Raw genomic sequence first — 18,176 nt, forward strand, 5'->3', positions numbered from 1 at the left:
GGTGCGCGCGTTCGCGCCGATGGGCGCTTCATTCGATGGCGCTCATCACGATCTTCTTTCCGTCCAGCGAGATCTGTGCCGCCTTGCCCGCGACTTCCGCCGGCAGCGCGACTTCCGCGGTGCGGTAGATGCCCGCGATCGCGACCAGCTGCGCTTCCATGCAGGTGGTGAAGATGCGTGCCTCGGTGTTCCCGCGCGCACCCGCGATCGCCTTGCCGCGCAGCGGCGCGTAGACGTGCACGTTGCCGTCCGCGATCACCTCGGCGCCGAAGCTGACCACCGCGGTCACCACCACGTCGCCGCCGCGCGCATACACCTGCTGGCCCGAACGCAGCGGCTTGTCGATCACCAGCGTGCCGTTCGCCGGCACCGGCACCTCGCGCACGATCTGGGGCTGGGGTGCCTCCGCCGGCGGCGGGGCCGGCCGTGGGCTCGGTGAGGGCGGCACCGGCATCGCGCTCACCGACAGGCCGGCGGCGCGCGCCGCGGCGTTCTGCGCATCGCTGCCGCCGCGCACCGCGATCGGCTGCGTCTGGTGGCGTGCCAGCAGCGCTCGCAGCGCGGCGAAATCGAGACCCGCCGCCGCCTCGCTCTGCTCCAGCTGCGAGAGGTCGATGACGACCGGCTCCTGGTCGAAGAAATCGGGGGAATCGGCGAGTTGAGCGTCCAGCGCCTCGGCCAGCACGCCCAGGTCCGCGGTCTTGAGGATCACGGCGATCAGCGGAAGCGTCGCGCTCTTGAATTCGAAAACCGCTCGGGTGCGCGCGGCGGATGCGTCGGCCATGTAAAACGTGGGTGCGAAAAGCGTTGGAGTCTAACGGGGAGTGGCGGGCAACCTGTCGATGCTTCCCGGAAAGATGACGGGGCACAACACTTCTTGCACCGGGTTTCATATTGAACCGTGCATGCAACACCGGCGTCAACGTGCGCTTGACTCCTACACGCACGCAAGCGTTCTTTTTGGAGACTCGCCCGCTTCAGTCCTCCCGGGCTGCTCGTTTCCCTCCTTTCCTCCTTTTATGCAACCTATCCTCGACATTCGCTCGGTGCGCCCGGACCTGTACACCTACAGCCTCGGCGCTGCACCGGCGGCCGAGCTCCAGTGCGGCGATTTCTTCGACACGGCGGAACGCTGCCTGCTCGACGCGGGGCGGGGGCTGTACAGCTACTTCGACAGCGTCCAGATCCGCTTCGCAGGACTCGCGCTCGGCAGCTACCCGGTGGCGCGCATGGTGGAAGACCCGCTGGGCCTGTTCCAGGAGCTCATGGGGTGCGTCTTGCGCATCTGCCGGACGCACGCGCTGCCCAACTGGTGGAGCCCGCCTCAGGCGGCGCGCGAGCGGTTGAGCAGGGCGTAGAGCAGGATCGCGCCGAAGGTGGCGGTGCCGATGCCACCCAGTGCGAACTGCCCGAACTTGAGCGTGAAGTCGCCGGTGCCCAGGATCAGGGTGATGGCCGCCACGATCAGGTTCCGGTTCTGCGAGAAGTCCACCCGGTTGTCGACCCAGATCTTGGCCCCCGCGACCGCGATCAGGCCGAAGACCACGATGCTCACGCCGCCCATCACCGGCAGCGGAATGGCCTGGATCAGCGCGCCGAACTTGGGGCTGAAGCCCAGCAGCAGCGCGATCAGCGCCGCCACCACGAAGATCGCCGTGGAGTAGATCTTGGTGGCCGCCATCACGCCGATGTTCTCGGCATAGGTGGTGACCCCGGTGCCGCCGGCCGCGCCGCTCACCATGGTCGCGATGCCGTCGCCGATGAAGGCGCGCCCCAGGTACGGGTTGAGGTCGCGCCCGGTCATCGCGCTCACGGCCTTGATGTGGCCCAGGTTCTCGGCCACCAGGATCACCGCCACCGGCGCGATCAGCAGCATGGCGTTCACCTCGAACACCGGCGCCGCGAAACTCGGCAGGCCGAACCAGGGCGCCGCCGCCAGTGGGCCGAGGTCGATCGGCTTGCCCAGGCCCAGGCCCAGGCCGTTGGTCAGCACGGCGTAGATGAGGCTGGCCGCGATCAGGCCCATGAGGATCAGCAGCCGTTGCACCATGCCGCGCGCGTAGACCGCGATCAGCCCCACGCACAGGAAGGTCAGCGCCTGCATCCAGGTGTCGAAGCCGGTCGGCGCCATGTTCTTGATCGGCACGCTCGCCAGGTTGAGCCCGATCACCGCCACCACCGCGCCCGTCACCACCGGCGGCATCAGCCGCTCGATCCAGTGCACCGCGACGTCCTGCTCGATCTCCTCCACCTCGACGCCGCGGATCGGCGTCGACTTGCGGTGCCGCTCGTTGGTGAGCGCCACCAGCACGCCGATCAACACGTAGACCGCGCCGCAGGCGATGATGCCGCCGAGCGCCACGCCGAGGTTGGCGTTCGGCCCCTGGCCGGCATAGCCGGTGGCCGCGATCACCACGCCGATGAAGGCGAAGCTGGAGCCCAGGTAGCTCGGCACCCGGCCGCCGGTGACCAGGAAGAAGATCAGCGTGCCGACACCGCTCATCAGGATCGCGATGTTCGGGTTGAAGCCCATGAGGATCGGCGCCAGCACGGTCGCGCCGAACATCGCGATCACATGCTGCACCCCCATGGCGGCCGTCTGCGGCCAGGGCAGGCGCTCGTCGGGCGCCACCACCGCGGCGTGGCCCGCGGCCACCTCGCGCCAGCGGGGAAGGTAGGAATCGCTCATCGTCTTTTCTCCTCGGTTGTTGTTCTGGGCCGCCCGGCGGGCTCAGCCTTGCGGGATCAGCACCGCCATCGTCAGTCGCGAGACGCAGGTCAGCTCGCCGGCGTCGTTCGTGAGGTCGATCTGCCAGACCTGCGTGCTGCGGCCGCGGTGTACCGGACGCGCCACGCCCGTGACCCAGCCCGAGGTCGTGGCCCTGATGTGGTTGGCATTGATGTCCAGCCCCACCGCGCGGTGGCCTTCGGGCGCCGAGTAGTGCGCGCCGCAGGAGCCCAGGGTCTCCGCCAGCACCACCGACACGCCGCCGTGCAGGATGCCGTAGGGCTGGCGCGTGCGCTCGTCCACCGGCACGCGGCCGCGGATGAAGTCGGGGCCGATTTCGAGGAACTCCACCCCCAGCGTGGCGACCGCCGTGTTCACGTGGCTGCGGGTCAGCTCCTCGATCGAAATCTCTTTCTTCCAGATGGACATACGCTTTCTCCGGTTCGGTTGGGTGCGGCCAAAACTATAGCGACTGGTCCTGACACGGCCACGAGCCCGCGGCCGATGCGGGCGCCGGGCGATGGATCTAAGCTGGCGCCATGAAGCTGACGCGTGCCCGGCGATGGGTCATCGGCTCGGTGATCGTGCTGCTCCTGCTGGCAGGCGGCGGGGCATGGTTCGCCTGGCGGCTGCTGCCGAGCGACGAGGAACTCGCGGCCCGCATCAGCGAGAGTTTCGAGCGTGCGAGCGGCATCGGCCTGCGCGTGGGCAGCGCGAGCTGGTCGCTGCGCCCGGAGCCGGTCGTGGTGCTGCGCGACCTCGCCACCGAGCAGCCGCGGCCGATCACCGTGCGCCATGTCGCCCTTCGGCCGCGGCTCGTTGCGCTGTGGCGCCGCACCATCGCCATCGAGGCCCTCGAAGTCGAAGGCGCCGTGCTCCCGCGAGCCTCGGTGCGCGCCTTCCGCGGGCGCTGGAAAAAGGGCGAGCTCCCCGGCGTGATGGCCGGCGCGTGGACCCCCGCCGAGATCCCGATCGAGCGGCTGCAGCTGCGCGACATCACATGGATCAACCGCCGCGACATCGCCCTCGCGTACGACGCCGAGCTGCGCTTCGACCCCGGCTGGCGCCCGCGCGAGGCGGAAGTGCTGCGCCCCGGCGTCTCGCCCACCACCCGGCTGCGTCTCGCGCGCGAGGGCGGGGAAGATCGCTGGCGCGTCGAGATCGATGCCGGCGGCGGCACCTGGAACGGCCAGGCCGAGCTGCAGGCGCCGGACAAGGGTCCCCTGCGCCTCAGCGCCCAGCTGGAGCCCCGGGGCGTGGACGTGGGCGAACTCGTGAGCGCCTTCCGACGCAACCAGGCGGTCGAAGGCCGCTTCGATGGCCGCACCGAAGTGCGCAGCGAGGGCGATGACGTCGACGAGCTGATCCGCCACCTGAACACCCGCACCCGCTTCGCCATGAAGCCCGCGACCCTCAAGGGCTTCGACCTGTCGAAGGTAGTCGGCGCGCCCGGCGCCGCGCGCGGCGGCCAGACCGTGCTCGACGAGCTCACCGGCACCGTCGAGACGCAGAACACCGAGGACGGCGTCCTGCTGCGCTACACCGGCCTTAAGGCGCGCTCCGGCGTGCTCAGCGCCAGCGGCAGCGCGAGCGTGCTCAATCGACGCCTGAACGGCGAGATGGCGATCGACCTGGTCGATGGCATGGTCGGCGTGCCGCTCAAGCTGGCCGGCACGCTCGACGATCCCCAGCTGTCGATGACCGGTGGCGCGCTGGCCGGCGCCGCGGTGGGCACGGCCGTGCTGCCGGGCGTGGGCACCGCCATCGGCGCGCGCATCGGGCAGCAGGTGGAAAAACTGTTCGGCGGCGAGGACGAGAAGAAGAAGCCGCAGCGCCCCGCGCCCTCCAAGGCGCGTTGAGCCGGCGCTCCTTCGTCGTCACGCGGGCCTGAATCCCGGCAGCGCGTGCATGCGCTGCTTCAGTGCTTCGATGAAAGCCGTCACCCGCGCCGGCCGGTACAGCCCCGGCGGCAGCGCCACGTGGATGCCGATCGGCTCCAGCCACCAGCGCGGCAGCACCCGCTTGAGCCGGCCGGCCTGGATGTCCGCGTGGCACATCCACGGCGCGGCGGCGCCGATGCCGGCGCCGTTGAGGATGGCGCGGTAGCTCGACAGCAGGCTGTCGGTCTTGATCGGTGTGTCCAGCCGCACCATGCGCGAACGGCCCGACCGGTCGAGCAGCCGCACGCTGCCCTCCACATAAGGCACCAGGCCCACGCAGGGCAGCGAGGGCAGCCGTGCCAGCGTGACCGGGCCGATGCGCTTGAGCAGGGCCGGCGTGGCGATCAGCACGCGCTCCATGGCCCCCAGGTGGCGGCTGACCAGGCCCGGGTCGCGCACCTCGCCGACACAGACCCAGCACTCCGCGCCCGAGGCCGCGAGGTCGACCACGCGATCGGTCAGCGTCAGCTCGATGCGCAGGCCCGGATGCGCGGCGCGCAGGTCCGTGACCGCGTCCGTCAGGAAGCCGGTGCCGTAGCCCGAGGGGCCGATCACGCGCAAGGTGCCCTCGGGCCGGCTCTGGCCGCCCGACAGCCGGTGCGACAGGCCCGACCATCGATCGGTCAGGTCATGCGCCTCGGCCAGCAGCGAGCGGCCTTCGTCGGTCAGCGAGAAGCTTGCGGTCGTGCGCAGCGCCAGCTTGCAGCCCAGCAGCCGCTCCAGCTCCAGCAGGCGCCGGCTCACCGTGGGCTGCGTGGTGTCCAGCAGACGCGCCGCCTTGCTGAGCGATCCGCTCTCGCCGATGCGGATGAAGGTCGCGAGCAGGTCCAGGCGGTCGTGGGTGTGCTTCATGCGCATGACGTATAGCACTTCATCGCTCGATACGTCTACCCGCCGGGGCGCTCTGTTCGTATCGTGCCCGGCATGAACAACACGGCTCCCATCGCCCGCACTGTCGGGGATACGCCCCAGGGCGGCACCGTCCTCGGCTTCTACGCGCCCAAGGGCGCGCCGCGCCCGCCGCGCATCGCCCGCGGCGAAGGCATCTTCCTGTGGGACGCCGACGGCCGGCGCTACCTGGACGCGACCGCCGGCGCGGTGGTGGCCAACATCGGCCATGGCAACCCGCGCGTGCTCGCCGCGATGACCGAGCAGGCCGCCAAGGTCAGCTTCGCCTATCCGCGCTTCTTCGAGAGCGAGCACAACATCGCGCTGGCCGATCGTGTCTGCGCGCTGGCGGGCGAGGGCTTCGACCGCGCCTTCTTCGTCTCGGGCGGCTCGGAGGCCAACGAATCGGCCATCAAGCTGGCGCGGCAGTACGCGGTGGTCACGGGTCAGGGCAGCCGCAGCAAGGTGATCTCGCGCGACCCCAGCTACCACGGCTCCACGCTGGGTGCGCTCGCGGTCACCGGCGATGCCAACACGCTGACGCTGTACGGACCGATGATCCGTTCGATGCCCAAGGTGCCGGCGCCGCTGTCCTACCGGGTGCCGGAGGGCCACACGGTCGCCTCCCACGAGATGGCCTGCGCCGACGAACTCGAGCAGACCATCCTGCGCGAGGGCCCCGAGACCGTGCTCGCCTTCATCCTCGAACCCATCGGCGGCCTCTCGACCGGCGCGGTCGTCTCGTCGGCCGCGTACTTCGAGCGCGTGCGGCAGATCTGCGATCGCCATGGCGTGCTCGTCATCTACGACGAGATCATGAGCGGCGCCGGCCGCACCGGCGCCTTCCTCGCAGCGCACCACTGGCCTGCCGCGCGGCCCGACCTGGTCACCCTCGCCAAGGGGCTGGCCGCGGGCTACACCCCGCTCGGCTGCCTGCTGGCGCCCGACCGCATCGTCGACGCGGTCGCCGCCAGCGGCGGCTTCGTGCATGGCCACACCTACTTCACCAATCCACTCTCCTGCGCGGTTGCGCATGCGGTGGTCGACGAAGTGATCCGCCAGGACCTGGTCACGCGGGCGCACGAGCGGGGCGAGCTGCTGATGGCGCGGCTGCGCGAGATCGCGGCACGCTCGCCCATCGTCGGCGACGTGCGCGGCAAGGGCCTGCTGACGGCGATCGAGATCGTCGCCGACAAGTCCACCAGGCGGCAGCTGCCCACGTCCTTCAACGCGCCGGCGCGGCTCACCGAGCATGGGCTGAAGCATGGCATCGCGCTCTACAACCGGCGCGCCAACCTTGGCGCCTTCGGCGACTTCCAGATGATCACGCCGCCGCTCACCATCAGCGAGGCCGAGATCGACATGCTGGCCGAGCTGCTCGAGACATCGCTCGCGGACCTCGCCGACGAGATCGCGCGCAAGGGCCTCGCGGCCTGACCTTTTCCCCATCCTCCAAAGGCTCACCATGATCCATCGTCTCCTGCAGACCGCGCTGGCCTGCGCCAGCCTTGCCTTCGCCGCTGCCGCGCCCGCACAGATCGCCACCAACAAGGGCCCGGTCAAGCTGATCGTCGGCTACCCGGCCGGCGGCTCGGCCGATGTGCAGGCGCGCACCCTGTCCGACAAGCTCGCAGCCGAGCTCGGCACCACCGTGGTGGTGGACAACCGCACCGGCGCCGGCGGCCAGATCGCGGCCGACTACGTGCGCAACGCCGCGCCCGACGGCCTCACCGTGCTGCTGGCCAACATGCACATGATGGTGATGCTGCCGCTGACCTCGAAGTCGGTGCGCTACGACCCGGTGAAGGACTTCAAGGCCGTGGGCCGCGTCGCCAGCTTCTACGAAGGCATCGCCGTACCCGCCGCACTGCCGGCCAAGGACGTGAAGCAGTGGCTCGACATCGCGCGCGCCGATCCGCAGAAGGCCAGCTACGGCGTGCCCGCGCCCGGCAGCGTCGCGCAGTTCATCGGCTACCGGCTCGGTGCCGAAGCCAAGGTCAACCTGGTGGCCGCGCCGTACCGCGGCGCCGCACCGCTGGTGCAGGACCTGCTGGGCGACCAGATCGCGGCCGGCATCACGCCCATCGCCGACCTGGTGGCCCACCAGCAGAGCGGCAAGCTCAAGGTGCTGGCGGTCAACGGCGCCAGGCGCGCCGCGCTGCTGCCCGACGTGCCCACGCTGAAGGAGCTGGGCCAGCCGCAATTCGACAACCTCGAATGGACCGGCCTGTTCGTGCCGGCCGGAACGCCCAAGCCCATCGTCGACCAGCTGCACGCCGCGCTGGGCAAGGCGCTGGCCGACAAGGAGGTGCAGGAGCGCCTGCTCAAGCTCAGCAGCGATCCGCACCCGAGCAGCGGGGAAGAGCTGAGCCGTCTCATCGAAGACGACCTCAAGCGCTGGGGCCCGGTGGTCAAGGCCTCGGGCTTCACCTCCGAATGAGCACCATTCCCCCGCACAAGCCTCTTCATCTTCCCGGCGTCCACGGCTATGCCGACCACAAGAGCGTGGCGGCCGGGGAGCTGCTGCGCTTGCACGTCAGCAGTGATCGGGCCTGCCAGCTTTCCGTCTGCAGGCTGGGCAGCGATGTGGAAGGGCGCAGCGACGACGTGGTGCTGCATCGCTTCGCGCCCTCGGCGGCGCGGGTGCAGCCCATTCATCCGGGCTCCTATGTGCATGTCGAGAAGGGCTTGCCCGCCGCACTGCCCTTGCGCGGCCTGACGGTGGAATGCTGGGTCAAGCCGTGGCGCATCGACACGCGGCAGAGCCTCATCGGCCAGTACGACTTCCCGGCGCATTGCGGCTGGGGCCTTTTCATCGAGGAGGGCGGGGCGCTGGGCTTCCACCTCGGCAGTGGCGGCGCCTTTCGCGCCGATGCGCTGCAGGCCCGGGGCCGCCTGGCCGCGCGGCGCTGGCAGCATGTGGCCGCCACGTGGAACGGCCGCGTCGCCGCGTTATGGATCGATGGCGTGCAGGCCGGGCAATGGGAGGCCGCGCAGGAGCTGCGGCCCGGCCCCGCGCCGCTGCGCCTCGGCGCCGCCGCCATCGACGGCCTGGCCGACCTCTTTCTCGACGCCGACCTGGCGATGCCCGCGCTCTACGACCGCGCGCTCGAAGCGCAGGAGATCGCGCAGCGCTTCGCGGCACGCGGCCTGATCGTTCCCACCGGCCGCTCGGTGCTGGCCTGCTGGCCGCTGCGCGAGGAGCGCGGCGCGCAGGTGGCCGATGCGAGCGGCCATCAGCGCAGCGGCCGCATCGTCAACCACGGCACCTGGATGATCGTCGGGCCGGCCTTCGAGCCGGCCAAGGTCGGCACCTACGAAGACGCCGAATCGGCCTACGATCCCTTCAGCGATCCCACGCGCGGCCATGGCCTGCGGCTGGCGAGCGATGACCTCTACGACTGCCGCTGGGAGGCCACGCACGAGTTCCGCGTCCCGGAGGATGCAAGGCCCGGCCTCTACGTCGCTCGCCTGCGCTTCGAGCTCGACGGCCGCGACGCCGACTACGACATCACGTTCATCGTCCGCAAGCCCGCGCATGCGGCGCCCGCGCCCGTCCTCGTGCTGTGCGCCGTCAACAGCTGGCTGGCCTATGCGAGCACGCCCTTCGCGAAGAACGTGGTGAACGATCCCGTGTGGCCGCGCCGCTCTGCGGGGCTCGAGAGCTGCCATCCGCAGGCCCCCGCCTATTGCAGCTACACCTACCACCGCGCCGGCCAGCCCTGCTACCAGGTCGGCCTGCGCATGCCGTGGCCCAACGCGAGCCCCAATGCGCTGTACGACCCCGAAGGCAGCGGTTTCAGCCAATGGGCGCGGCTCGAGCGCCGTCTCCATGTGTGGCTGGAGCGCGAGGGCTACGACTTCGATGTGGTCGGCGACATCGACCTGCATCGCGACCCATCTCTGCTCTCGCGCTACCGCAGCGTCATCGTCAACGGCCACAGCGAGTACTGGTCGACCCCCGCCGTGGATGGCCTGGACGATTACCTGCGCCGCGGCGGCAGCGCGATCGTGCTCTCCGGTAACACCATGTACCTGCGCGTGAGCTACGACGAAGACATGACGGTCATGGAGCAGCGCAAGGTCAATGGCCCCGGCCATGACGAGACCGTGCCGCCGGTGGGCCCGCCCGCCGGCCCCTTCGGCGAGCAGTACCACAGCCAGGACTGGGCGCGGGGCGGGCGGCTCAAGGCCTCGGGGCGGGCGGCCGCCGACATCGTCGGCCTGGAGACCGCGGGCTGGGCCTTCGCCGACGGCGAGGACTTCGGCGTCTACCACGTGACGCAGCCGCGGCATGTCCTGTTCAACGAGCCGCACCCGCTGGGCCTCGCCGAAGGCCAGACCTTCGGCCATGCGCCGGGCGGCGGGCTGCCGCGCGCGATCGGCCACGAGTGGGATCTCACCATCGCCACCCTCGCGCGCATGACGAAGCAGGTGCCCCCGGGCGCGTCGCTGCCCGTGCCGCAGCAGGGCATCGAGGTCATCGCCCACGGCATCCGCCGCGTACCGGGCCGGCTCGACGCCTACCTCGACTGCTTCTCCAACCTCACCGAATCCATCGACGGCCTCTCGGCCGAGATGATCTACTGGGAGCGCCCCCAGGGCGGCCGTGTGTTCCACGCCGGCGCCGTGGGCGCGGCCTGGGTGCTGGGCAGCGACCCGGTCTTCGGCCGCTTGCTGCGCAATGTGCTGTACCGCTTCGGCGTGGAGCCCAGGGAGTGAAGCTCAGCCTGCGAGCAGGGCGCCCAGGCGCTCCACGTCGACATTGCCGCCGCTGATCAGCACGCCCACGCGCAGGCCGCGCAGCTGCGCCTTCATCTCGCGCGCTGCCGCGAAGCCCAGGCAGCCGGTGGGCTCGACCACCAGCTTCATGCGCGCGGCGAAGAAGCGCATCGCCTCGACCAGTTGTGCGTCGCTCGCCGTCAGCACGTCGTCGACGTCGCGGCGGATGACGGCGAAGGTGTGCTGCCCCAGGTGCTGCGTCTGCGCGCCGTCGGCAATGGTCCTGGGCGTGTCGATGTGGACGATGCTGCCGCTGCGAAAGGACTGCTGCCCGTCGTTGCCCGCCTCCGGCTCCACTCCGTAGAGCTTGCATTGCGGCGCCAGTGCCCGCGTGGCCAGTGCCGAGCCGGAGAGCAGCCCGCCGCCGCCCAGCGGCACGAACAGCGCATCGAGCGGGCCGGCTTCCTCGAACAGCTCCTTCGCCGCCGTGCCCTGGCCGGCCATCACGTCCGGGTGGTCGTAGGGCGGGATCAGCGTCATGCCGTGCTTCTGCGCCAGGTCGCGTCCGATCTGCTCGCGATCGTCCTTGTAGCGGTCGTAGATGACCACCTGCCCGCCGTAGCCCTCGGTAGCCGCCACCTTCGCGGCCGGTGCGTCGTGCGGCATCACGATGGTGGCCGGCATGCCGAGGATGCGCGCCGCCAGCGCGATCGCCTGCGCATGGTTGCCGGAAGAGAAGGCCACCACGCCGGCGCGCCGCTGCTGCGCGTCGAACTTCGCGAGCGCGTTGAAGGCGCCGCGGAACTTGAAGGCGCCCATGCGCTGCAGGTTCTCGCACTTGAAGAAGAGCTGCGCACCCAGTTCCTCGTCGGCGGTGCGCGAGCGCAGCACCGGCGTGCGATGGGCATGGCCTTCGATGCGCCGCGCGGCGGCGGCGACATCGTCATACGTGGGGAGCTTCAGGGGGTCTGGCATGGCGGTAGTTCCTGTTTCTTGGACGGATTGTTCATGTCTGGACGAATCGTCAAAGCGCCTCGAACCAGCGGTCGGCCCACTGGTTGAGCGGCTTCAGGCGCTTGACGAGTTCCACGCCCGATTCGGTGAGCACATAGCCCAGCTCGGCCAGTTCGACGATCTGCAGCGCGCGCAGCTCCTTGAGCCGGTCGTTCAGCACCGAGGGCGACATCTCGCCCGCGTTCGCCTGCAGCACACGAAAGCTCTGCGGCGCGCCGTCGCGCAGCTCCCACAGGATGCGCAGCGTGCCCTTGCGGCCCAGCTGCTCGAGCAGCGCCATGATGGGGCGGCGGGCGGCGAGCTGGGCGTTGTCGGTGGCAGCAGGGGGCATGGCGGCGGGTGAAGGGCGTGGCACGGCTTGCGCTACGAAATCCGTAGCGATAGACTGCGTTCGATCGCTACGGATTTCGTAGCGCATCGCAAATCGCCGCCATTCTAGTCAGAGGAGTCTTCCATGACCACCCACCCCCCACCCCGCATCCTGCCGCCCGAGCCGCCCTATCCGGAGGAGCTCGGCGCGCTGCTGAGGAAGATGACGCCGCCCGAAGCGCCGGAGATCCTGGCGCTGTTCCGCGTGCTGGCCGTCAATCCCGCGCTGGCCGAGCGATCCCTGCCATGGGGCGGCTACCTGCTGGGCCGCAAGGCGAGTCTTGCGCTGCGCGACCGCGAGATCGTCATCCTGCGCGTGTGCGCACGCTGCGGGGCGGAGTACGAGTGGGGCGTGCACTGGGCCGCGTTCGCGCAGGCCGCGGGTCTGGGCGAGCGTGAACGCGAGGCCATCGTCTCCACCGGTGCCGCGCTCGACGGCCTTGCACGACACGATCGCCTGCTGATCGAGCTGGTGGACGCGCTGCACGACCGGGGCGATGTCAATGATGCGTTGTGGCAGGCGCTGTCCGTCCATTGGACCCCGCCGCAACTCATCGAGCTGCTGATGCTGGCGGGCTGGTACCACGCAATCAGCTATGTGTGCAACGTGGCGCGGGTACCGCTGGAATCGTGGGCGGCGCGTTGGTGAACCTGTCCGGAATGAAGTTGGAGTAAGCGGCGCCCACGCGGCGCACGTCGTGTTTTTCCCCTGATGCCCTGTTGGCGAGCCCCTGGCCTGCCGATAGACAGGCATGAGCACGTGGAAGACGCCGGCCGAGGGCGCGCCGAACTACCGAATCCTGCAGCGCGAAGGCTGCACGATCGTGTACGGCCACATGCCGCTGGGTGCCTGGCTGCGCCTGCTGCGCCAGGCCAGCGATCTGCATGTGCTGCATGCCGATGTGGCGCGCATGCTGGGTGCCACCGCCGTCATCGGTCCGCCCGAGGGCCTGGCGCGCATCCGCGAGCAGGAGGCCGCGGCTGCCACCGGGCGGGTGCGCGCGCAGCTGGGCCGCGCCGCGCGCCGGCTGGACGCGCAGGCCGTGCGCTGGCTGGCGGCCGGCGAGCAGGGCCTGTCGAGCCTGGCGCTCTTCACCTTGCTGACCGGCATCCGTCCGCCTCACTACGGCGGCACCGCGCTGGACCTGCCCCGCGACGCCCAGGAGTTCCGGCGCTGCCGCCTGCTGGTGGAAGAGGTGCCTTCGATGCAGCGCGCACTGCTTCGGCTCGCGCGCCGCGTGGCCGACCCCGAACTGGTGTCCTGGGCGGCTCTCGCCGAGACCTGGAAGGACCTCTGCGCCCAGATGGACCATGAGTGGCCGTCCTGGCGCACGCAGGCCGGCCGGGCGCCGGGCGTGAACGCGATGCTGGCCTGCTTCCACGAGGTCGAGACCGACCGCGCCGTGCTCCAGTCCAGCCGCACGACCGCGTCGCTGCCGCTGCCCTATGGCTTGCCGCACGCGGGCCCGGGCCGCGGCGAGGCCCGCTGGCTGCGGTAGGGCGCGCGAAGCCTTCGCGCCCTGATGTCCCGGCTATCCCTTTTAGACCGCCCTACAACTGCACCGACGCCCGTCCAATGCCCGGGAACTCGGCCGTGACGAGATCGCCCTCGGCCGCGTGAAGAATGCCGACCCAGCTGCCGGTGGTCACCACGGTCCCCGCCGCCAGCGTCGCGCCTTCGCGCGTGGCGTGGCGCAGCCAGCCCGGCAGCAGAAAGGCGGGATCGCCGAGCGTATGGGTGCCGTGCCGCTCCACCGGCGCCTGTGCGCCGATGCGCACACGGCAGGTCTGCGTACGCCAGTCGCGCGCCTCGAAGGGAATCCAGTCCCCGAGCACCAGTGCGCCATGCGACTGCAGGTCGGCCAGCTTGCAAAGCGCAGGCGCCTCCAGCGCTTCGCGCCAGCGCGAGTCGACCAGTTCGATCGAGACGGCCATCGCATCGACCAGCGCGCTGGCGCTGGCCACGTCCAGCGTGGCGGCGAGCGCGGCATCGACGTCGCGCGCCAGCCGCAAGGCCACTTCCGCCTCGATGCCGCGCTGGTGGAAGGGCCAGGCTTCGCTTCGGGCCGGGCTGGTCCAGACGCCGGCCGGCGGCAGCGGCGCATGCGTCAGCACCGCCTCGCGCGACGGGCCGCCCGATTTCCAGTGACGCGGCGCCGCGCCGTCGAACCAGCCGAGTTCGGCGCCCACGCGCTGCTGTACCGCATAGGCATCGGCTGCATCGGTGAGCGCGGCAGCGAGTGGCGCCGCGTCGGCCGGCACATGATCGCGGCGTGCGCGCACCAGCGCATCCACCACGGCGTCGATAGGCGAAAGGGTCATTTGCATTCCTCTGTTGCTCAAAAGGGGCGAAGCCCGGTCGACCGTAACAGCAATCGGCATCGGCTATTGGAGGCCCGCTAGAACGACACGCTCAAGGGCGCGAGCCCGCCGATCTCCACCTGCACCTCCGTGCCCCGGGAGGCGAACAGCATCCCCGTGCAGGAGCCGCTGGTGATGACCTGCCCCGCCTTGAGCCCCGCACCACGCGCGGAGCAATGGTTGGCCAGCCATTCGAGCAGCGTGCCCGCATCCGGGCTCGGATGCTCGCCCACGGTGTGGGCCACGATCTGCTCGCCGAAGCGCAGCTCGGCTTCGACGCTCGCCAGGTCGAACCACGCCGGCTCGAAGGGCTGGCGCCGGCCCAGCACCAGCGCACCGTGGCTCAGGAGATCGGCCAGCTGCGCCCGGGCGCCCGCACCGAGCCAGTCGGCCAGGCGGGTCTCCACCACCTCGATCACCGGCAGCACAGCCCGCACCGCGAAGGCCAGGTCGTCCCGCGTGTAGGGCGCGGCGCGGGGCGGCAGGTCGACGCCGAGCTGGAAGCCCACCTCGACCTCGATGCCGCGCAGCCGCCAGGCCGGGCCGGTCAGGAATGCGCCGTCGGGCAGCAGCCCCTCGGCCGGCAGCGGCGCGCAGGTCGGCGCCTGGCCGGCGCGGGCGCCGACCTTCCAGCCGCCGATGCTGCCGAGGGCGGCCAGGGTCGCATCCTGGATGGCGTAGGCCTCGTGCTGATCCGCGGGCTGCACCAGCGCCGTGGGCACGCGCCGGCCGTCGCGCCGCGCCACGAACAGCGCCCGTGCGGCGGTTGCCGGCGTGACGGTGGCCGCTGCCTGCGTCACAGCTCGGGAAAGCGCTGCCACGGATGGGCGCCTTCGAAGGCGCGGGCCAGGGCGAGCAGCGCGTCGTCGCCGCCTTCGCGCGCGACCAGCTGCAGGCCGACCGGCAGCCCCTGGGCGAAGCCGCAGGGCAGCGCGATCGCCGGCAGCCCGGCTGCGTTGACGAAGCCGGCGAAGACGGCGTGTCCGCGGGGACCGACCTCGCGGCCGTCGATGCGCGGCGGATGCGTTTCACCCGCCGGCCACGGCAGTGCCGCCGCCGCCGGCGTCAGCAGGAAGTCGTGGCGCTCGAACAGGCTCGCCAGCGCCGTGCGCAGCCGTTCGGCCTCGAACAGGAGGTCGAACAGCGCGAGGGCGGATGCATCGCGGCCGGCCTGCGCATTGGCTTGCATGACCGGCCCGAACGAGGCCGGATCGAACGGACGCGTGGACGACAGCGCCTGCGGATGCGCAACCAGCCACGCCAGCCCGACCTGCGAGAGCAGCGGCCATCGCTCATTCACGGCCTGCGCCATCTCGAAGCGATCGGCCGTCGTGACTTCGTGGCCCAGCGCCGCGAGCTGGCGCGCGGCGGCATCGGTGAGCGCCGCGATCGCCGGGTCGACCGGGTGATCGCCGAAGCGCGGGATGTAGAGGATGCGCGCCGGTATCGTCGCTACAGCCGGCACCGGCTGCACGCCGCCGCGCCCGATCACCTGCATCATCGCGGCCACGTCGTCCACGCAGCGCGCCAGCGGCCCCGCGACCTCGAAGTCGAGAAAGATCGGCGGCAGTCCGCCACCGCGCGGCACGCGGCCGCGCGAGGGCTTGAGCCCGACCAGGTTGGTGTGCGAGGCAGGTCGCCGGATCGAGCCGCCGCCGTCGGTGGCGAGCGCGATCGGGCACCCGCCGGCCGCGACCAGCGCGACCGCGCCGCCCGAGGAGCCGCCGGGCGTCAGCGCCGGGTTCCAGGGATTGCCGGTCGCGCCGAACACCGGGTTGCCGGTGTAGCCCTGCATGGTGAACTCGGGCACGTTGGTCTTGCCGAAGATCACCGCGCCGGCCTCGCGCAGCTTCGCCACCGGCAGCTCGTCGCGCTCGGCCACGAGCCCGGCCAGTGCCCGGCTGCCCCAATGCGTGGGCAGGCCGCGCACGTGCAGGTTGTCCTTGATCGTGAGGGGCACGCCGTCGAGCGGGCCGAGGGCGCGCCCGGCCCGCCAGCGTGCGCTGCTCTGCTCGGCCGCGTGGGTCGCGCCCTCGGCATCCAGCGCGACCAGCGCGTTGAGCCGCGGGTTGACCTCGGCGCTGCGCGCCAGGCAGGCCTCCAGGGCCTGCAGCGGCGTGAACGCGCCTTCCCGGAATCCGGCCGCGAGCTGCGCGGCCGTGAGTCGCCAGAGCGGAGTACGCGAGGTGAGCGCAGTGGTGGATCTCATCGCGCTCACATGTGGGCCGGCAGCCACGTCACCAGCTGCGGCACGGCCATCAGCAGCAGGGTGAACAGGATCATGATCAGCGCGTAGGGCAGCGCGCCCCAGATCGCGTCCTGGATGCCGCCCTTGTCCGGGCGGATGCCGTGCACCACGAACAGGTTCATGCCCACGGGCGGCGTGATCAGGCCGAGTTCGCACATCAGCACGATGAAGATGCCGAACCAGATCGGGTCGACGCCGAGCGCGACGGCGATCGGGTAGGTGATCGGGATGGTCGCGACCTGCATCGACAGCACGTCCATGAACATGCCCAGGACCAGGTAGAACACGATCAGCGCAAGGATCAGCCCGGTGGCCGATAGGCCGAGGCCCGCGACCCATTTCGTCATCGACTCGGCGACCCCGGTCAGGCTGATCGTCAGGTTGAGGATGAAGGCGGCGGCGATGATCAGCAGGATCATCCCGCTCACCCGCGCCGTCGAGACGAAGCAGTTGCGCATCAGCTCCCGGCTCAGCTTGCCCGAGTGCCAGACGAAGCCGAGCGCCGCGACGACGCCCAGCGCCGCGCTCTCGGCCGCTGTCGCAATGCCGAAGTAGAGGCTCCCCATCACGATGCCGAACACCACCACGGGCGGCACCAGGTGCACCAGGGCGCGCAGGCGCTGGTCCAGCGGGACCTTGGGCTCGCGCATCGCCTTGCCGCTGGCCAGGCTGGAGATCGCGATCCACAGCATGAAGAGGCCGGTCAGCAGCAGGCCGGGAATGATGCCGGCGATGAACAGCTTGCCGATGGAGTTGTTGGTGAGCGAGCCGTAGACGATCATGTTCACGCTCGGCGGGATCAGGATGCCGAGGGTGCCGCCGGCAGCCAGGGAGCCCAGCGAGGCGCGCATCGGATAGCCACGCTTCTGCAGCGAGGGCAGCGCCACCGTGCCAACGGTGGCCGCCGTGGCCACCGAGGAGCCGGAAGTGGCGGCGAACAGCGCGCAGCTGCCGATGTTGGTGTGCAGCAGGCCGCCCGGCAGGCGGCCGAGCCAGGCCGACAACGCGATGTACATGCGGTCCGCAATGCCCGAGCGCAGCAGCAGCTCGCCCAGCAGCACGAACAGCGGGATCGAGGTGAGCAGGCTTTCGTTCTGCACGCCCCAGACCACCGGCGCGATCGAGTCCATGAAGGGGGTCCCGTAGGCGGCGATGCCGCCGACGATGCCGACCAGCGCCATCGAGACCGCGATCGGCATGCCGACCAGCATCATGGCGAGCATCGCGAAGAATGCGACTGCGATGACCATCACGTTCATGGCCTGCCCCCTTCGGCTTCCTGGCGCACCGCGAGATCGTCGAGCTCTTCCTTCAGCTCCTCCTTGGCGCTCTTCGGATGGAAGTCGCTGTTCAGCCTGGCGATGTCGCCCGCAGCGAGGAGGCGCGTCGCGCGCAGCGCGAAGCCGCAGGCCACCAGCGCGAAGATCACGAGCCCCGCGTACCACACGCCTTGCGGAATGATCAGCGGCGTCGCCCAGGGCGTCTGCGCGGTGCTGCGATAGGCCATCGTGTCGCCGATCACCTTGAATGCGACCCAGGCGATGAAGAGCGCGAACGCGGCCAGCAGGACGATCGAGATCCAGTTCAGCAGCGCCTGTGCGCGCGCCGGGAAGCGTTCGTGGAACACGTCGACGCGGATGTGGTTGCGCCCCATCAGCGCGAGGCTGAAGGCGATGGTCGAGCCCACCGCCAGCGCGTAGCCGCCCAGCTCGTCGGCACCCTGCAGCGAGATGTTGAACAGCTTGCGCGCCAGCGTCTCGACGGTGACGATCGCGGCCAGGCCGAGGAAGATCGTGCCGAACACGGTGGCCAGCACGGTTTCGATGCGTGTCTTGAGGCCGGCAGGCTTCGCGCGCGCCGCCGCCCCCTGGGGCGGGGCCAAGGGCTCCTGCCTGGCGCTCGTCAT

Annotated in this window: 18 protein-coding genes; 7 read left to right on the forward strand and 11 right to left on the reverse strand. The window is 70.7% G+C overall.

Annotation, left to right across the window (positions count from 1 at the left end; translation table 11 throughout):
• Positions 1–28 precede the first annotated feature (28 nt).
• On the reverse strand, positions 29–784 hold the full coding sequence (minC, locus tag E5P3_RS00290) for a septum site-determining protein MinC (RefSeq protein WP_162584160.1): 756 nt from the start codon (positions 782–784) through the stop codon (positions 29–31).
• 235 nt (positions 785–1,019) lie between these two features.
• Between minC and E5P3_RS00295 the strand changes: the two genes are divergently transcribed.
• Positions 1,020–1,358 (forward strand): hypothetical protein, encoded by a 339-nt coding sequence (locus E5P3_RS00295; protein WP_162584161.1) that lies wholly within the window; start codon positions 1,020–1,022, stop codon positions 1,356–1,358.
• On the opposite strand, the gene E5P3_RS00300 is transcribed toward E5P3_RS00295, so the two are convergent.
• The gene (locus tag E5P3_RS00300; RefSeq protein ID WP_162584162.1) at positions 1,325–2,689 is read right to left on the reverse strand and encodes a solute carrier family 23 protein; all 1,365 of its coding nucleotides are present in this window, start codon (positions 2,687–2,689) and stop codon (positions 1,325–1,327) included. The two genes, E5P3_RS00295 and E5P3_RS00300, sit on opposite strands and share 34 nt — an antisense overlap.
• Positions 2,690–2,731: 42 nt before the next feature.
• Positions 2,732–3,157 carry a hotdog fold thioesterase gene (locus E5P3_RS00305; RefSeq protein ID WP_068676584.1) on the reverse strand — a complete coding sequence of 142 codons (426 nt, stop codon included), beginning with the start codon at positions 3,155–3,157 and terminating at the stop codon, positions 2,732–2,734.
• A 110-nt stretch (positions 3,158–3,267) separates the two neighbouring features.
• On the opposite strand from E5P3_RS00305, the gene E5P3_RS00310 reads away from it, so the two are divergent.
• Positions 3,268–4,587, forward strand: coding sequence for an AsmA family protein (locus E5P3_RS00310; protein ID WP_162584163.1), 1,320 nt, complete (start codon positions 3,268–3,270; stop codon positions 4,585–4,587).
• A gap of 18 nt (positions 4,588–4,605) precedes the next feature.
• On the opposite strand, the gene E5P3_RS00315 is transcribed toward E5P3_RS00310, so the two are convergent.
• A complete protein-coding gene (locus E5P3_RS00315; protein WP_162584164.1) occupies positions 4,606–5,520 on the reverse strand; it encodes a LysR family transcriptional regulator in 915 nt (304 codons plus the stop codon).
• A gap of 72 nt (positions 5,521–5,592) precedes the next feature.
• Between E5P3_RS00315 and E5P3_RS00320 the strand changes: the two genes are divergently transcribed.
• Genes E5P3_RS00320 through E5P3_RS00330 form a run of 3 tightly spaced genes read left to right on the forward strand, consistent with a single transcriptional unit; the run spans position 5,593 to position 10,278 of the window.
• Positions 5,593–6,993, forward strand: a complete 1,401-nt coding sequence (locus E5P3_RS00320; RefSeq protein ID WP_162584165.1) for an aminotransferase family protein — start codon at positions 5,593–5,595, stop codon at positions 6,991–6,993.
• Between the two features lie 28 nt (positions 6,994–7,021).
• The gene (locus E5P3_RS00325; RefSeq protein ID WP_162584166.1) at positions 7,022–7,996 is read left to right on the forward strand and encodes a Bug family tripartite tricarboxylate transporter substrate binding protein; all 975 of its coding nucleotides are present in this window, start codon (positions 7,022–7,024) and stop codon (positions 7,994–7,996) included.
• Positions 7,993–10,278 (forward strand): LamG domain-containing protein, encoded by a 2,286-nt coding sequence (locus tag E5P3_RS00330; RefSeq protein ID WP_162584167.1) that lies wholly within the window; start codon positions 7,993–7,995, stop codon positions 10,276–10,278. Before E5P3_RS00325 ends, E5P3_RS00330 begins: the two co-directional genes overlap by 4 nt.
• 3 nt (positions 10,279–10,281) lie before the next feature.
• On the opposite strand, the gene E5P3_RS00335 is transcribed toward E5P3_RS00330, so the two are convergent.
• Positions 10,282–11,253, reverse strand: coding sequence for a threo-3-hydroxy-L-aspartate ammonia-lyase (locus E5P3_RS00335; RefSeq protein WP_162584168.1), 972 nt, complete (start codon positions 11,251–11,253; stop codon positions 10,282–10,284).
• 49 nt (positions 11,254–11,302) lie between these two features.
• Positions 11,303–11,623, reverse strand: coding sequence for a winged helix-turn-helix transcriptional regulator (locus E5P3_RS00340; protein ID WP_162584169.1), 321 nt, complete (start codon positions 11,621–11,623; stop codon positions 11,303–11,305).
• A gap of 123 nt (positions 11,624–11,746) precedes the next feature.
• Between E5P3_RS00340 and E5P3_RS00345 the strand changes: the two genes are divergently transcribed.
• Together E5P3_RS00345 and E5P3_RS00350 are read left to right on the forward strand one after the other, a co-directional pair.
• Positions 11,747–12,310, forward strand: a complete 564-nt coding sequence (locus tag E5P3_RS00345) for a carboxymuconolactone decarboxylase family protein (protein ID WP_162584170.1) — start codon at positions 11,747–11,749, stop codon at positions 12,308–12,310.
• Positions 12,311–12,413: 103 nt separating this feature from the next.
• A complete protein-coding gene (locus E5P3_RS00350) occupies positions 12,414–13,160 on the forward strand; it encodes a hypothetical protein (RefSeq protein ID WP_162584171.1) in 747 nt (248 codons plus the stop codon).
• A 52-nt stretch (positions 13,161–13,212) separates the two neighbouring features.
• Here E5P3_RS00350 and E5P3_RS00355 read toward each other — a convergent pair whose 3' ends face one another.
• From E5P3_RS00355 to E5P3_RS00375, 5 genes are all read right to left on the reverse strand, one after another.
• Entirely contained in the window at positions 13,213–13,983 is a 771-nt protein-coding gene (locus E5P3_RS00355; protein ID WP_162584172.1) for a fumarylacetoacetate hydrolase family protein, read from the reverse strand.
• 77 nt (positions 13,984–14,060) lie between these two features.
• A complete protein-coding gene (locus tag E5P3_RS00360; RefSeq protein WP_232072929.1) occupies positions 14,061–14,843 on the reverse strand; it encodes a 2-keto-4-pentenoate hydratase in 783 nt (260 codons plus the stop codon).
• The gene (locus tag E5P3_RS00365; protein WP_162584173.1) at positions 14,819–16,231 is read right to left on the reverse strand and encodes an amidase; all 1,413 of its coding nucleotides are present in this window, start codon (positions 16,229–16,231) and stop codon (positions 14,819–14,821) included. Before E5P3_RS00365 ends, E5P3_RS00360 begins: the two co-directional genes overlap by 25 nt.
• A gap of 5 nt (positions 16,232–16,236) precedes the next feature.
• A complete protein-coding gene (locus E5P3_RS00370; RefSeq protein WP_162584174.1) occupies positions 16,237–17,529 on the reverse strand; it encodes a TRAP transporter large permease in 1,293 nt (430 codons plus the stop codon).
• Positions 17,526–18,176, reverse strand: coding sequence for a TRAP transporter small permease subunit (locus tag E5P3_RS00375; protein ID WP_162584175.1), 651 nt, complete (start codon positions 18,174–18,176; stop codon positions 17,526–17,528). The genes E5P3_RS00370 and E5P3_RS00375 overlap by 4 nt, the downstream gene beginning before the upstream one ends.

Origin of the sequence: Variovorax sp. RA8 (assembly GCF_901827175.1) — a bacterium.
Classification (GTDB): domain Bacteria; phylum Pseudomonadota; class Gammaproteobacteria; order Burkholderiales; family Burkholderiaceae_C; genus Variovorax.